14 protein-coding genes are annotated in these 15,740 nt (G+C 60.7%); 3 read left to right on the plus strand and 11 right to left on the minus strand.

Annotation, left to right across the window (positions count from 1 at the left end; all coding sequences use genetic code 11):
* Positions 1–11: 11 nt before the first annotated feature.
* From dnaB to ACWUI2_RS00685, 6 genes are all read right to left on the minus strand, one after another.
* Entirely contained in the window at positions 12–1,421 is a 1,410-nt protein-coding gene (gene dnaB / locus ACWUI2_RS00660) for a replicative DNA helicase (RefSeq protein WP_486980934.1), read from the minus strand.
* A 32-nt stretch (positions 1,422–1,453) separates the two neighbouring features.
* Positions 1,454–1,942, minus strand: coding sequence for a 50S ribosomal protein L9 (gene rplI / locus ACWUI2_RS00665; protein ID WP_486980935.1), 489 nt, complete (start codon positions 1,940–1,942; stop codon positions 1,454–1,456).
* Between the two features lie 55 nt (positions 1,943–1,997).
* Positions 1,998–2,465 carry a single-stranded DNA-binding protein gene (locus ACWUI2_RS00670; protein WP_486980936.1) on the minus strand — a complete coding sequence of 156 codons (468 nt, stop codon included), beginning with the start codon at positions 2,463–2,465 and terminating at the stop codon, positions 1,998–2,000.
* 31 nt (positions 2,466–2,496) lie between these two features.
* On the minus strand, positions 2,497–2,751 hold the full coding sequence (locus ACWUI2_RS00675; protein WP_486980937.1) for a 30S ribosomal protein S6: 255 nt from the start codon (positions 2,749–2,751) through the stop codon (positions 2,497–2,499).
* On the minus strand, positions 2,678–3,394 hold the full coding sequence (pth, locus tag ACWUI2_RS00680; protein ID WP_486980938.1) for an aminoacyl-tRNA hydrolase: 717 nt from the start codon (positions 3,392–3,394) through the stop codon (positions 2,678–2,680). The genes ACWUI2_RS00675 and pth overlap by 74 nt, the downstream gene beginning before the upstream one ends.
* Positions 3,395–3,483: 89 nt before the next feature.
* Positions 3,484–4,122 (minus strand): 50S ribosomal protein L25, encoded by a 639-nt coding sequence (locus ACWUI2_RS00685; RefSeq protein WP_486980939.1) that lies wholly within the window; start codon positions 4,120–4,122, stop codon positions 3,484–3,486.
* A 204-nt stretch (positions 4,123–4,326) separates the two neighbouring features.
* On the opposite strand from ACWUI2_RS00685, the gene ACWUI2_RS00690 reads away from it, so the two are divergent.
* Positions 4,327–4,818, plus strand: coding sequence for a hypothetical protein (locus ACWUI2_RS00690; RefSeq protein ID WP_486980940.1), 492 nt, complete (start codon positions 4,327–4,329; stop codon positions 4,816–4,818).
* 64 nt (positions 4,819–4,882) lie between these two features.
* Here ACWUI2_RS00690 and ACWUI2_RS00695 read toward each other — a convergent pair whose 3' ends face one another.
* Positions 4,883–5,368 (minus strand): AAA family ATPase, encoded by a 486-nt coding sequence (locus ACWUI2_RS00695; RefSeq protein ID WP_486980941.1) that lies wholly within the window; start codon positions 5,366–5,368, stop codon positions 4,883–4,885.
* Positions 5,369–5,386: 18 nt separating this feature from the next.
* The gene (locus ACWUI2_RS00700) at positions 5,387–5,728 is read right to left on the minus strand and encodes an ArsR/SmtB family transcription factor (protein WP_486980942.1); all 342 of its coding nucleotides are present in this window, start codon (positions 5,726–5,728) and stop codon (positions 5,387–5,389) included.
* A gap of 30 nt (positions 5,729–5,758) precedes the next feature.
* On the opposite strand from ACWUI2_RS00700, the gene ACWUI2_RS00705 reads away from it, so the two are divergent.
* Positions 5,759–6,304 carry a rhodanese-like domain-containing protein gene (locus ACWUI2_RS00705; RefSeq protein ID WP_486980943.1) on the plus strand — a complete coding sequence of 182 codons (546 nt, stop codon included), beginning with the start codon at positions 5,759–5,761 and terminating at the stop codon, positions 6,302–6,304.
* 51 nt (positions 6,305–6,355) lie between these two features.
* Here the strand turns inward: ACWUI2_RS00705 and ACWUI2_RS00710 are convergent, their stop codons facing one another.
* Both ACWUI2_RS00710 and ACWUI2_RS00715 read right to left on the minus strand, forming a co-directional pair.
* Positions 6,356–8,587: a glycoside hydrolase family 5 protein gene (locus ACWUI2_RS00710; protein ID WP_486980944.1), complete on the minus strand. Its 2,232-nt coding sequence runs from the start codon at positions 8,585–8,587 to the stop codon at positions 6,356–6,358.
* 108 nt (positions 8,588–8,695) lie between these two features.
* Positions 8,696–9,013, minus strand: coding sequence for a hypothetical protein (locus ACWUI2_RS00715; protein ID WP_486980945.1), 318 nt, complete (start codon positions 9,011–9,013; stop codon positions 8,696–8,698).
* 992 nt (positions 9,014–10,005) lie between these two features.
* Here ACWUI2_RS00715 and ACWUI2_RS00720 point away from each other — a divergent pair.
* Positions 10,006–13,647, plus strand: coding sequence for a cellulase family glycosylhydrolase (locus ACWUI2_RS00720; RefSeq protein WP_486980946.1), 3,642 nt, complete (start codon positions 10,006–10,008; stop codon positions 13,645–13,647).
* A gap of 906 nt (positions 13,648–14,553) precedes the next feature.
* Here the strand turns inward: ACWUI2_RS00720 and ACWUI2_RS00725 are convergent.
* Complete coding sequence (locus ACWUI2_RS00725; protein ID WP_486980947.1) at positions 14,554–15,702, minus strand: hypothetical protein; 1,149 nt, start codon at positions 15,700–15,702, stop codon at positions 14,554–14,556.
* Between the last annotated feature and the right edge of the window lie 38 nt (positions 15,703–15,740).

Here is a 15,740-nt window from a genome sequence, read left to right on the forward strand (position 1 = left end):
GGCTCCGGCGGCTACACTTCCTGCTGGCCGGTATAATTTTCGAAGCGCGTGATCTCTCGGACAAAGGTTAAGGGCACAGTTCCTACGGCCCCGTTTCGCTGTTTTGCAATAATTAAATCCGCCTTGTCGGCGGCGGTGGAGAATTCCTCCGGGGCATCCTTCGGTCGGGCCAACATGAAAACCACGTCGGCGTCCTGCTCGATCGAGCCCGATTCACGCAAGTCGGAGAGCCGTGGAGCCCGTTTTTCCTTTTCGGATTCGCGGTTGAGCTGGCTGAGGACCAGGACCGGGAGATTGAGCTCCTTGGCCATTCCCTTCAACCCCCGGGAAATTTCCGCGATCTGCTGTTCGCGTGATACCGACGAATCGACCCCGGACAACAACTGAAGGTAGTCGACCACGATCATTCCCAAGGTGTGTTTGGTGTGGAGTCGCCGGGACTTCGCCCGCACTTCCAACAGATTCAAACTGCCGGAATCGTCGATCCAAAGCGGCGCCTTGCTCAACTCGTCCGCCGCCTGCAACAACCGTTGCCGCTCCTCGGCGGTGCTGATGCCATCGCGCAAGCGGACCGTACTGACCCGGGCCCGCCCGCAAAGCATACGCATCGCCAGCGAGGCCGCGCTCATTTCCAAACTGAAAACCAGCACCGGAGCCGGTTTTGCTTTTCCCCGCGGCATACAGGCCGACTCGGCGAAATTCAACGCCAAGGCGGTCTTCCCCATCGAGGGACGAGCGGCGAGAATGACCATTTCCGCCGGATGGAAGCCATAGGTCATTTTGTCCAAATCGATGAAACCGGTGGATATCCCGGCCGACTCCCCTTTCCGCTCCAGCATGTTCTGGACCAGGGTGTAAGCCTCCTTCACCGATTCCCGGATCGGCTTCGCGGTGTCGGCGGCCCGCTGCTCGCTGATCTGGAAAATCTCCTGTTCGACCTCCTCCAGAAATTGGTCGAGCTCCCCTTCGTAACCGTAGCACTTTTCAATCGTGCTCGAAGAAGCGCGGATCAGGCGACGCAACAAATACTTTTCCCGGACGATTTCCAGGAAGAAATTGGCGTGGGCGGTGGTCTCGACCCGATTGGTCAGCTGGTTGATGAACGGCAATCCGCCGATCTCATCGAGTTCGCCGCGGCTCTTGAGCTCCTCGGCCAACATGATTTCGTCGACCGCTGTATGCTTCCCGAAAACCGTGCACAACCCGTCGTAGACGATCCGATGGCTCGGTTGGTAGAAGGCGTCCGGCGTCAAGCGGGCGGCCTGACAGCGGTCGATGACGTCGGGATCGAGGATGCAGCAGGCCAAGAGGCCTTCTTCCGCGTCCAAGCTGTGCGGAGAAGTACGCGAAAGGACGGCGCCGGCCCGTTGCAGGCCGCCACCGTCCAAACTGTATCCATCCGCCTTCTTTCGACGCCGCATGGGCGATCCGTTGGAGGGCGGCATGGCGGAAATCAGCCTTCGGCTTTGTCGTCGCCTTCGACGATCGCGTTCTCGGAGACGATGTCGAATTCGAAATCGATCGCCACTTCCGGGTGAAGCTTGATCCGGGTGGTGTGCTGCCCGAGGGTCTTGATCGGATTATAGATCCCGATCTGCTTCCGATCGAGCTCGATCCCTTCCTCCTTCAAACGGTTTTGCAGGTCGATAGCGGTCACCGCCCCGAACATCCGTCCGCCTTCACCGGTCTTCACCGCGATCGCGACGTGGGCCTTGGTGATCTTGCCCGCCAATTCGTGGGCCGCTTCCAAGTCCTTCTTCTCCCGCTGCTCGCGCGCCTTGCGGAGAGCGTCGATCTGCTTCCGGTTGGATTGATTCACCGGCATGGCCAGTTTCTGAGGAAGGAGGTAGTTGCGGGCGTAGCCGCTCTTCACCTTCACCTGATCGCCTTCGCCGCCGAGATTCTCGACCGGCTTCACCAACAAAACTTCTGTCGTTGCCATATTCTCTGTGTATTAAAATCGATTGTTTGTCTGTTTCTAGCCGCGCCACCGCGGATCAGAACGGCACATCCTCGTCGATGTCGTCCTGGGTCGCCGCCGCCGGACGGCTGCTTTCCTTGCGGGGAGGAGGCGAATTCTGTTCGTAATTCGAACCACCGGAATCCCGGCCGCCGCCTTCACCTTCGCCGTCCCCACGGCCGCCGAGGAACTGGAACTGCTCCAGGACCACCCCGAGCTTGCTCCGTTTTTCCCCCGTGTTCGTTTCCCATTGATCGAGCTTCAACCGCCCTTCGACCAGGATCGGACGTCCTTTCGACATGTATTTCGAAATGACTTCCGCCTGCCGACCAAAGGAATCGATGTCGACGAAAGTGGTTTCTTCCCGCTTGTTCCCGTCCTTGTCCGTGAAATTGCGATTCACAGCCAAGCCGAATTTGCAGATGGACAGACCGCCCGGGGTAACCCGCAACTCAGGCTCGCGGGTAAGGTTTCCGATCAAAATCACTTTGTTTAAATTCGCCATGGTTCGGGAAAGTCGACGGGAGCGGGCGCTCTCAGCTCAGGTTGCGGACGATCACCCGGTCGACCGCCTTGTTCAGGCGAAGACGCTCGTGGAGGGCGTTCGGACGGTAGGCGGGCGAACGAAAATCGATTTCGACGTAGATCCCGGATTTGAAGTTGCGGTCGGGAGTGCGGGCGAAATCCTTGCTGCCGAGCTGGTCGACATCGACGATTTCAGCGCTCTCCGCTTCCACTTCCTTTTTCAACTGCTCGATCACTTCCTCCACCGATTCCTTCTTGTCCCTCATGTCGAGAACGAAGGTCGCACGGTAAAGATGACTCTTTTGGCTCGTTTGGCTCATTTTGCTTTTTGTTTTTCTGGTTTACACGATTCATGGCAGGGTTCGGTCCGCTGTCAATCAACAGGTGAAGCGCTTCCGTGAAATCCCCCTCCTTGCTTTTGAGAAGAGCCATCTGCTCTTCCGAAAACTTTCCCAACACGAAATCTTTCAAATCGATTTCCGGAGGATGGCGCGGCCCGATCCCCGCCCGGAATCGGATAAATTCCGTTCCCAGATGCTCGATCAAGCTGACCAATCCGTTGTGGCCTCCGGCGCTCCCTTTCAAAGAGATCTTCGCCCGGCCCAAGTCGATGTTGATCTCGTCATAGACCACCACCAGCGACTCCGCCGGATCCACCCGGAAATACCGGCAGACCGCCCCCACCGAGCGGCCGCTCAGATTGACGTAGGTTTGCGGCTTCACCAACAGGATCCGCCGGCCCCGCCGGTCGAAGGCGGCGACTTCCGCCTCGAAATCCCGTTTGGTCCCCCAGGAACAACCATGTTCCCGCGCCAGGGCGTCGACCAGCATGAACCCGACGTTGTGCCGGGTCCCCTCGTATTTCTGGCCGGGGTTTCCCAAGCCGGCGATCACCAAAGGAGAGTCCATTCCACCGCGGTCCGCGAGACCGCCCTTCCATTCAAAGAACAAATCCCGCCGCCTCGTTTTGGAGACGACGGGATTTCATAAAAACCGTTTTATTCCGCCTTCTTTTCAGCGGCCGCCGCGGTCGCCGATTCTCCCGCCGCCGCCGGGGTGGCGGCAGTGGCGCTGTCGACGCGCTGCTCGGTGCAGGTCACGATCACATGGTCCGGATCGGCCCGGTAAGTAACTCCGTCGTACTTCGGCAACTCCTTGACGTGGATCGCCTCGCCGACGCTCAGCGCGGTGATGTCGACCTCGATGAAGCTCGGCAAATCCTTCGGCAAACAACGGACGTCGATCTGGTGGGTTACGAAATCGAGCACGCCGTTCTGGTTTTTCACCCCGTTCGATTCGCCGATCAGATGGATGTTTACGTGGGTTTCCATCTCTTCCTTGGTCGAAACCTCATGGAAATCGACGTGGACGATCTGGTCGGTGATCGGATTTCTCTGCACCTGCTGGACCACCGAGAGGGTCGGCTCCTTCCCCTCCTGCGAAAGCTCGACCAGCGCCGCTGCGCCAGACGCTTCCTTCAAGAGGCGGTTGAACTCCGACTTATCGATCGTGATGGAAACCGGCTCGATGTGCTTGCCGTAAAGAACGGCCGGCACTTGGCCGGAGGCCCGAAGGCGCTTCGCGGGACCCCGCCCGGTCTCGGTCCGTGCATGCACGGGTAGCTTGATTTGTTTCATAACGTTTCTAGTGTAAAGAATCCCGCTTAGAGAGCGCAAAAGAGCTTCTCTTCCTGAGAAAAAGGAGAAAACAGTAGAGGCGCTCGGCCCAAAATCAACCAAAAGTTTCCGCTTTCGCCGAAATTTGCCCGGAATCCCCTCCATCCCCGCGAAAAACCGATCCCTCCCGCTTTCCAACACCCCACGAAACGAATAGACTTTACCATGCGCGCGCCTCGCCTGACCTTCCCTTTGTTTCTATTTTCCGCCGCTTTCCTGCCAGCCTCCCCCCACAGCGGACCGGAACGCGGTCTCCATCTGGCCGGCTTGCCGACGGTCCCCGCTCACGGCGTTCACGCCACCGACACCGGAACCATCGTCCACGACCCTTCGACCCAAACCTGGACCGCCGAATTCTCGGGCCCGCAACCAGTCGAAATCGACGCCCCTCTGATCCATGTCGACGGTCCGTGCCTGATTATCCTCCGGCAACCCACCCCTGACACCCTCGATCTCAGCCTCTCCGACCCCGCCCTCGATACCGCCGACGCCCCCGGCCTCGTCGATAATCGCACCCTCACCCTCGAAGGCACCTGGCGACTTCGCCGCGCCACCTCCGGCGTCCAACTGCGGCCCGACGGTGAAAACACTCTCCTGACGTTTCATCTCGGCCACGGCTCCCCCCTCAACGTCAGCCTCGAACGCCTCGACCCGTGATCCCCTGACCCGATTCAACCCTAGACTAGCGCGACGAAGGCCTAATCCACATCGAACCAGCCATTCAAACCGGTGGTCGATCCCGCGGCCGAGCCGAAGCGATCGCCAGGATGCGCCGCACCACCTCGGCGAGGGGAATCGTCGTGACGATCTCATAATCAGTCCGAGAACGGAGCAATGGCTCGATTTCCTCGAAATCCTTCAAAATGCGCTCCAACTCGCCTTCCTCTTTTCCGAAAGAGTTCCCTGCCCGGGTGCGTATCCGGTTCAACATAATCTCCTTCGGCACGCTCAAAAGAATTGTCGCGTCGAAGGCGTTTCGAAATCGCGCCTGATCTTCCGCGCAACCGACGACAAAAAGAACCTCGCTCCGATCTCGCGCCAGGAACTCCCTCAATCGCCCGACCTCCCAGCGCTGATTGCCCGCCCCGTCCCGATACGACCAGCCGGGCTCGTCCATTTCCACGCACGAATATCCCGCCTTCCGAAGGGATTCGCCCACCGAGGACTTCCCGACCCCCGACATGCCCGTGATTAAAATCCGTTTCATCTCCAATCCACGACAAGCTCAACTTCCGGACAGATCCCGCAACCGTTGCTTCGCATCCCGCTCCAATTTTCCGCAAACCAACGAACAAAGTTCGGACAAACAGGGATCGGCGATCGCATAACGAATGAAATTTCCGGTCCGTGTTCGGTTGAGTAGCCTGGCCGAGTAAAGCACCCCCAGATGCTTGGAAACGTTCCCCTGCTTCATGCCGGTCGCTTCCACCAGTTCCCCCACCGTCATCTCCCCGCCCATCAGAGCCTTCACGATCCGCAACCGCGCCGGTTCCGAAAGTGTTCGAAACATCAGCGCCGCTTCCTCGATCTGCGCCTCGGACATCGGTTGATTGGTTTTTCCTTGCATATTCCTGTAACGCGATATAGTAGATCGAGAATGAAAAATCAAGTCCAATCAAGCGAAGTTTCCCCCCACGAGCTCCACCACGATCCGAAGGTTCTCCGGGTGGACGTCCGGACTCCGATGGAATTCGAAGCGAAGCATCTCCCGGACGCGGTCCTCCATCCGGTGCACGAACTCGACATCGACCGCCTGCGGGAGGCCGCCGGAGATCGCCCCGTTTGTTTCATTTGCGCCAGCGGCGGCCGCGCCCGCCAAGCTGCCGCCAAAGCGTCCGCCCGCGGCATGCGCCAGGTTGTCGTCCTGGACGGTGGCGTCGATGCCTGGGAATCCGCCGAACTTCCCTTGGTCCGCGGCCGAAAGGGCATTTCCCTCGAACGCCAGGTGCGAATCGCCGCGGGGTCGCTTGTCCTCGCCGGAGTGATTGGCGCCGTCGCTCTCCATCCGGCTTTCGTGCTCCTGGCCGGATTCGTCGGTGCCGGCCTCGTCTTCGCCGGCCTCACCGACTGGTGCGGAATGGGAATGCTGCTGGCCCGCATGCCATGGAATAACCAACGCCCCTCCTGCTGCGAACGTTCCTGAGCCAGCCGCTTCCGCCTTCCGACGGATCGAAAACCGAACGATGCCGTGGCCTCACTTGAACCGGACGGCGACCCTCATAAAGAGCGAGGGAGAGTCCACCCACGGAGGCAAAATTTTGACCGTCACCCACTCGAACTCACCTTCGTCTTCGGAGGAGACGAACTCCGCGACGCCCGGCCCCGTTTCCCAAGTGACCAGGTCAGAAGAGACTTCAACGGATATTTCCACATCGCCGGCGGTTTTCGACCTCAGATACTTCATGTGCCATCCGCTTTCCGACTGGCTCACCGCCGGCAATTGACCCCGAGCGTCGCTCTTTGCCGGCAAACCGAAGGCATATTTCAACAGGTTTCCGATTCCATCCCCCGCTGGTTGTCCGGTCGGGCCGCTGCGGCCTTCATCCGCCAGTTCATCGGCATCGAAGTTCACCGACCGCCATCCGTCGAACGTCGTCGGGGCGTGTCCCGGTGCGCTCAAGGCGACATTGTCGACCACCGCCCACGCCCCCGCGGCGAAGTTGCCGGTCTCGAAGCGGATCTCCCGAATTCCGCCCCCTACCGCCGGGGGCGAGTTCTGCCAAGCGGTGATACCGGTCACCGGGTTGCCTTCGTTCGTCTGCAAATGAAACCCCGCCGACGGCTCCGAGTAATCGCCCCACAGAACAAGCCGGTTCACCACGAGACTCTCCGGATCCGGCGAGAACGCCACCGCGTCCGCCAATCCCGTCACCCAACTTCCACCGGCGGAAGGGACGCCGCTGAAAAACTGAATCGTTCCCTTTCCGACGACCGTGCCTTGAATGATCCGCAAATTGATATTCCCTCCGCTGTGAGGCAGATTCAACTGAAAAGACCTGGTTGGGCTGGGACCGGGATCGCTAAGCGCCAGATCGAGCGAAACGACCCAGTCGGACAATTCATTATCCGGATCGATCATCGCCTGAGCGAGATTTCCCGCGAATTGATAAACCAACTGGGCCGAACGATCCCCCGCGATCGGAACCACCGCCGGTTCCATCGCGCCGGAATTCGTCCAGAATTCGAATACGGATCCGCCCGGCTGGGAGGATTCGAAGCCACCGTTGCGGACAAAATCAACCCGGCCGGCTTGCGACGGCGGCGTGATGATAACGGGTTCCTCCGGGGTCGACGGCTCCAGGTTGATCAAGCGGTCAAGCATCGCTTGTTTGTCCAGATGAATGGTGGTCCAATCGTCCTTCAAAACGCCGCCGGTATCTCCACTGTTCGGGTTCCAGCACCAATACGTCCAATACATTTCGTGCTCGACCAGGTAATCGACCAGAGCGTTTTGCCACTGGCCTTCGGGCGTATCCAGTCCGACCTCACGCCCACCGAACTCCCCAACCAAAATGGGAGCGATTCCTTCGTGATGAATGTATCCCCAGGTCGCATCCCAGACCGACGGCAGGTTGACCGGAAACGCGGGATCGGCGAACCACGGCTGATTCGGCCAAACCCCATGCCCGTAATCATGAGGTGAATACACGAGCCGATTTGGGTGATCCAGCCGAACCGGATGGTCCCGGACCCCGCGGAGGTTTCCGCCCCACCAGTAGCTGTGCCCTCCATGATGTTCGATCCCTCCAACGACGATCAGCCAGTCGGGATTCACCTCCAGGATCGCGTTGCCGCAACGCTCGGCGGCGAGCCGCCAGTCGGTCGCGAGCTCTCCGGTTCCCCAGGTCGCCTCACCGTGCGGTTCATTGTGCAAATCGGCGGCGACGACGGTGGAGTTACCCTGGTAGCGGAGCGCCAGCATCTTCCAGTCGTCGATCCACCGCTGTTCGCTGACCGCGTCGGTGTACCAAAGCCGGGACTGTCCGCAGGCGCTCGGGCGGTGGCGATCGAGCATGATTCGCATCCCCCGGGCTCCCGCCCGCTCGATCAACAAATCGAGGATTTCGATGGGTTTGAGTCCCTCCAGGTCCGGGTTTTCCCAATAATTGATCCCAGTTGGCATCACTCCGGGATCGAACATCTCGTTGCAATACGGCACCCGCAGAAAGTTGTAACCGAGGTCCGCCATCTGATCCAGGAAGCTGTTCATGCTGCGTTGCCAAAGTCCATGGGGAGCGAAATTCTGGGTCTCGAAGCCAAACCAGTTGATTCCATAGAGTCTCGCCGGTTCCCCGGTCTCAACCTCCACGATCCGGTTCCCCTCGGTGGCCAGAAAGCCGGCAACGGCCGGTAAAATGCCCTGTAGTAAAACACAGGATACAAGCAGAAAAAAACGGGTAAATCGATTGAGGGTGCGGGTTTCCATTATTTGATCCATGCCGTTCCGAAGCGAAATGTCACGATCTTCCCCCCGCATGCCGACCGGGCGAACTTTTTTGCGCACCGGAGAAACGCCCCAATCCATCCCCGGGCCTTAGACGTAGTATCCCGGCTCTCGCCGGATGAACCCCGGGGAGCAGACGCCGACTCCGGTCATCGGGCGAAGGCCCGACGCTACCGCTTCCCTCGGCACTCCCGGCCCGTAGCATCCCGGCTCTCGCCGGATGAACCCTGGAGAGCAGACGTCGGCTCCAGTCATCGGGCGAAGGCCGACGCTACCGCTTCCCTCGGAACTCCCGGCCCGTAGCATCCCGGCTTTCGCCGGATGAACCCCGGAGAGCAGACGTCGGCTCCAGTCATCGGGCGAAGGCCCGACGCTACCACTTCCCTCGGAATTCCCGGCCTGTAGCATCCCGGCTTTCGCCGGATGAACCCCGGGAGGAAGAGACGTCGGCTCCAGTCATCGGGCGAAGGCCCGACGCTACCACTTCCCTCGCAATTCCCGGCCTGTAGCATCCCGGCTTTCGCCGGATGAACCCTGGAGAGCAGACGTCGGCTCCAGTCATCGGGCGAAGGCCGACGCTACCGCTTCCCTCGGAATTCCCGGCCCGTAGCATCCCGGCTTTCGCCGGATGAACCCTGGGAGGAGGAGGCGTCGGCTCCAGTCATCGGGCGAAGGCCCGACGCTACCGCTTCCCTCGGAATTCCCGGCCCGTAGCATCCCGGCTTTCGCCGGATGAACCCCGGAGAGCAGACGTCGGCTCCAGTCATCGGGCGAAAGCCCGACGCTACCACTTCCCTCGGAATTCCTGGCCCGTAGCGTCCCGGCTTTCGCCGGATGAACCCCGGGAGGAGGAGACGTCGGCTCCAGTCATCGGGCGAAAGCCCGACGCTACCACTTCCCTCGGAATTCCCGGCCCGTAGCATCCCGGCTTTCGCCGGATGAACCCCGGGAGGAGGAGACGCCGACTCCAGTCATCGGGCGAAGGCCCGACGCTACCGCTTCCCTCGGCACGCCGGCCGTAGCATCCCGGCTTTCGCCGGATGAACCCCGGGAGGAGGAGACGCCGACTCCAGTCATCGGGCGAAGGCCCGACGCTACCACTTCCCTCGGAATTCCTGGCCCGTAGCGTCCCGGCTTTCGCCGGATGAACCCCGGGAGGAGGAGACGTCGGCTCCAGTCATCGGGCGAAAGCCCGACGCTACCGCTTCCCTCGGAACTCCCGGCCCGTAGCATCCCTGCTTTCGCCGTAGCATTCCGGCTTTCGCCGTAGCATTCCGGCTTTCGCCGGATGACCGTAGCCCCAGAACCCAATGCGGAGCTGACTAAATCCCTTGCGGAGGTTTCTAAACCCTTTGGCGTTGCCGAATTCGCCGGATAAGATTCGGCTAATTCAGCACGTTATGAACTATCCGACCATGCATCGCCTTACCCTCATCACACTGATCTGCGCCCTCTCCTTCGGCTGGTCGATCCACGCCCGGGCCGATCAGGATCCAACCGCCACGACCGGGGAGGACCGGGTCGCCGCGAACTCCACCGTTCCCCGCGAACGTCTCGACCGAATGCGGCGGGGCATCAACGCGAGCCATTGGTTCGCCCAGGTCTACGATCCGGTCGGCTACACCCCCGAGCGCTTCTACTCCTACATCACCGAAACGGACATCGAGCTGATCGCATCCCTCGGGTTCGACCACATCCGCCTATCGGTCGAACCGGAACCGATGTTCAATCGTGAAAACCCGTCCGCTCTCCCGCCGGAATACCTCGCCTACCTCGATGACGCGATCCGGATGATCCTGGCCCACGATCTGGCGGTCATGGTCGACCTTCATCCCCATCCGAGGTTCAAAGACGGATTGCGGGACGACGACGCCTATCTCGCGGCGGTCGCCGAATTCTGGACCGCATTCGCCCGTCATCTTTCGACTTACGATCCGGATTGGCTATTCCTTGAACCGCTGAACGAACCCGAGGTGGAAGACCTCGACCGCTGGCACCACGTCCAGGAGGAACTGGTCAACGCGGTCCGCCGGGGCGCGCCGGATCACACCATCATCGCCACCTGCCACCGTTGGTCGGGCTTGCAGGACCTGCTGGTTCTCGAACCGGTCCAGGACACCAATGTCGTTTACGCGCTGCATTACTACGACCCAGGCATTTTCACCCACCAGGGAGCCACCTGGGCTTGGCACATCTGGGCGGAAGTGAGCGATGTCCCCTACCCGTCCGACCCGCAATCGATCGCGCCTTTGCTCGCATCGATCGAGAACAAAGAGGTCCGCGACGTCCTTGAACATTACGGAGAACAACGCTGGAACGCGGAGCGGATCGACCGCGACATCGCCAAAGCCGCCGCCTGGGGCAAGCGCCACGGCGTGCCGGTCATCAACAACGAGTTCGGCGTCTACCACAAATTCGCCCCCGCCGACGCCCGCGCCCGTTACCTGCGGGACGTCCGCAAAGCCTTCGAACGCCATGGCATCGGTTGGACCATGTGGGATTACGCCGAAAATTTCGCCCTGGTCAAAACGGTCGACGGCCAACGCGTCCCAGATCCGGCCGTGGTGGAGGCACTCGGCCTGACCCCCGCCGGGGAATGGGCGCTGGTCCATGGGAGCGACCCGCTCGAAGCCAGCGCCGCCGCCTACCTGTACCGCCACTGGGGCACGCAATGGGAGGGCGGTTTCCAACGTCCGGTCTCCCACGATAATTGGGACGGAACCGCTCCCGCGATCCACATCGGCACCCCCTCCACCCACCGGGGGATCGAAGCCGAACACCACGCCGATCCGTTTAATCTGATGCCCGAGGAGGACGAAAGCTATCACCTCACCTTCCGCGAAACGGAAGGAAAACCGGTCCTCTGGATTGCCGGATCCCATGCCAAAGGAGCAATGAACGGCGCCTTCCGCCTGATGGATCACACCATCACCGGCGCCGATGAAATCGACGAAGCCAAAGCCCCCGTCTTCCGGCTTCGGGTCGGCGGCCACAAGATCAATCAAAGCCCGCCGCGCGATTGGAGTGAAGAGGACCAGGCCGCGTTCTACGCCCGGAATTTTATCAACGTGGTTTGGGGCGAAAAACATGGCCCGCCCCTCTCCTTCGACGCCCGCCAAAAATACGGCCTCGGCCTCAAGGTGGAACTCCGCTTCCCGCCCGCCGGCCCGGACTGGATGGGCCAACCCGAAAACCGCCCGGCGGTTTACCACTACGCCCCTTCCAATCAACGCGGAGTCGTCTCCCCGTTCCACCCACGGGGAAGAGAAGCCTACCGGACAAGCTTCGAGCGCCTGCTGGAAACCAACCCGGATGTCCGCATTTTGTATGGAATTTTTGGTGACTACAATTTCATTCCCAAGGAAGGGAGCGTCCGGCCGGATGATGGGAGCCCCTACGAACACACCGAAGCCGAGACCATTCGTGAAATCCTTGAAATCATGCGGGAGGTCGTCGGCGAACGCGATATCGTGATCGCCTTCTGGCCCTGGCATTCGTTCTGGGGCGACGGCGAGCGCGAGGTCGAATTCATGCGGGAAGTCGCCGCCGCCGGATTCGGCGTTCTCTACAACGAGGCCGGCGACAACGACAACTGGATCTTCAAACGCGACAACTTCAACGAGGTCGCCGTCCTCACCGGCGACGACGGCCAAACCGTGTTCGGCGACAACTACATGTCCCTGGTCTCCGCCGGAGGCGCTTGCGAGAGCATGAACCCGGTGATCGCGTATCCACTTCCTCATGTCGCCGGATACAAACTGCGCAAGCTCGCCGACCTCGGCGCCCGCCATTTCTCCCTCTGGTGGGGAAGCGCCGAGGGTTGGGCTTACAGCGCCAACCTCTCGATGATCCGCGACATGATCTGGGAACCGGAACAGTTCGAGCCGGAGAACCGAAGACCGTTTGACTTCCATGAAGGCGACCCGCTCCTGCGCCGCGTGGCGATACGCGACTTTGGAAAAGAGCTTGCCCCGGACATCCTCGAATTCTGGCGTTTGCTCGACGAAGCGATCGTGACCGACGTTCCCGAATATCTCCCGCCCGGGTCGGATCAACGGCCTCCTCCCGATCAATCGGGCCTGCACATTTACGATTGGTTCCAGCGGATCGGCACCTACACGGAAGCGGTGTTCAACGGCGAGTTCCCCGTTCCCCTCACCCCGGAAACCATGGCCGACGAAGAGCGTTTCCACCTCATGATCGAATGGGGAGCCCATCCGTTCACGCTGGCGAATTACCAGGCGGTCCTCGACCGTCTCGAACACGCCCGCCATCATCTCGACACCATCCGCGAACGCTCCATGTCCGGCGACGTCCGAAGAAAGGTCGAAGACATGGCCCATTGGAGCGGCCTCTTCGAAGGTCTGCTCCGCGCGCAACACAACCACCTCCGCGGACTCATCGCCATGCGGGAACTCAAAGGCGAACCGCTCGACAGCGATCGGGTTCGCGAGCGGATTCTCCCGATTATGAAGGAGGATATGGAGAACACCGAATTCCTCATCGAGCTGGTCCGCTATTTCCCGGACAATTTCAACATCAGTTTGATGCACCGCGGCGTGGTGGCCGACATCGGCGACCGGGACGCGGAAATTGAAATGCTGAAGGGCAAGAACGCCGCCATGCGGAACTGGATCGCCGGACGGTCCAACATCGCGCTGGGCGCCTCCACCGAAGCCTCCTCCCAACAGGACGAAAACCGGGCGCCGCGCTTCGCGGTGGACGGACGGGAAAGCACCCTCTGGCACTCCCGGCACGCCGACGGTGAATGGATCCAGGTCGACCTGGGGTCCCGGCGGCAGATCGACGGACTCCAGCTCCATTGGAAGTTCGCCTACCCCGACCGTTTCGATGTCTCCGTAGCGAACTCTTCGGAAGGTCCCTGGAAGACGATTGTTTCGCCCCGCCAGGGATATGATGGAGTGGTGGCAATCGATCTTGATGAAACGATCGAAGCGCGCTTCGTCAGAGTCCGCGGCATCAAACGCGGCACTCCCGACATGGGCTTCGCCCTCACCCAATTCGTGGTGTATGGAAAATAACTTACATCCCGACAACATAAACCGACAATCCCCAAAAACATCCGATGACGCCAAGCCGGAAAGGTAGTCCATCTTAATTTGAATCGTGACACGCCCGCTTGCCGTTGACGGTGTCGGGCGTATCCGGAAAGTGGATCACTAAAATGCCGGGGCTGGCCCCTTCTGGTTCTTCTCGGAGAAATAAATCAAGCGCCTGTCGTTCCGCCATCTCGGAAGGATGGTAGCCTGTAGCGCTTTCGACAAGCTGTGAACCCTCCGGCTTCGGGCCGGAAATACGTGTAAGGTGCCGATCAAGGCGGAGCACCCCGAAATAATTGCATTCGCATCAGCCCCCCTTATTAACCCTCTCCCTCGTTCAGCCGTTTCTACCGGTCGTTCAGCCCTTCCTACCCGTTGTTCCGGCCGTTCCTACCAGTCGTTCTGCCGTTCCTACCCGTCGTTCAGTCGTTCCTACCCGTCGTTCAGCCGTTCCTACCTCTCGTTCCGGCCTTCCTACGGGTCGTTTCGTCGTTCTTGCCGCCCTTGAGAACCCATTCATCCGGTAATGCACCTCCAGAACAGAGCCCGCCGACGCCGACAGCGACAACTCCCGAAAACGAACCGGCTCATTCGGTCCAAGCCACGAGGATATCGCCGAGCCCCTCGCGGCGGGCGAAGGCCTCTTGAGCCCGCTCGTTTCACACTCGTCCAACAGTACGGGACCGGCTAAATCTGAACGTGATCAAGGCAAACCAAGAGAGGATGGTCAATATCGGTGAAGGAAATGACCAGGTTCTGTCGATGACTCTCCAAACATACCTGTTCTCCGGCCCATTGATCGATAGACGAATGGGGTGGTAGCATTCCGCCCTTCGCCGGTTGATCTTTAACCGCAAGAAACGAAAACCTTCCACCGAGACTGCTCTCTTACCGCATCCCGATTTTTCGAATCATTGCGTCCCGCCTGGCGGGTTCTTCGATCACCTCCGCCCAGGCCCGGGCAGCCTCGGGATGCTTGTCCCGGATCACGCGCACGTAATCCGCGATCCTGTCATCAAACGAAAGACCATCCCGGAAACCTTCTATCCAAAAGCCAATGGTTCTGTCATCCGTCCCGGCAATCGCACTTATCATCGTCAGAAAACCGGCCTCCCTGGTCGCCGGATCAGGAAGCTCTCCGAGCCACTCCCAGGCGGTCCCCGGACTTTCGAGTGCGGTCTGGAGGGCGACCCATTCCACCGCCTTCCCGGAAATCTCCGGCGAAACCTCCGACTGAAGCCATTCCCGGACTCGTTCCGGTTCTCCCCCAGCCACCAAAGCACGCGCCATGGCAAGCGCGGACTCCTCCGCAAACGAACGGCTCGCTTCCACCGTACCCAGATCCTGGATCCATTGCATTCCCCACGCCGGATCCTGCGAGGCGAAGGACTCCATCAGGTAAATGGCAAACCGGTTCCGGTCCAACTCCGCGAGACCGGGGGCCAACGCCGCAACGGTCGCCGAGGCGTCGGCCAGATCGTGCTCCGCCCAGGTCTGCAAGGCGGGACCAGTGGCGAAATAAAACTCGTCGCGCAACCCGGGATCGTCGGCCGCCGACAGCCCGAACGCAATGGCGCCGGCTCCGTCGAACGCGGCCCAGGTTCGCATCAGAAGGGTGAAAGCGAATTCATGCTGCCGCCCGTCGCGGGGCAGTCCGTTGAAGATCGAAATGACGTCGTCCAAGTCTTCCGGACCGATAGCCGCGAGACGGCGCCGAAGCTCTTCCTGGGATTCGCGGGTCTCCCGATCGAGCAGAAGTTCACGAAGCCCGGCCAGCGCCGGCACGGGAGGCGGGGTTGCTCGATTCCCTCCGGTTTCCGAATCATCGGCGGTGCCAGGAAGGACAATATCGGCAGGCTGTTCTTCGCCGGGCACCGCGGTTTCGCCCCCAACCGGTTCGAAGCCGGATAGAGGTCCCGGGTAATCCGGACGATCACTCAAAAAAGCCACGACCGCCACAGCCGCCACAACCGCCACCAGAACCCCGGCGAGGGCGGGAACCAGCGGCCACAACCGGGATCGACTCGTTGTTCGCATGATTGACCCGGGACCGCCGGACGAATCCGGCAATCCCA

The organism is Verruconatronum alginivorum, from assembly GCF_056590205.1.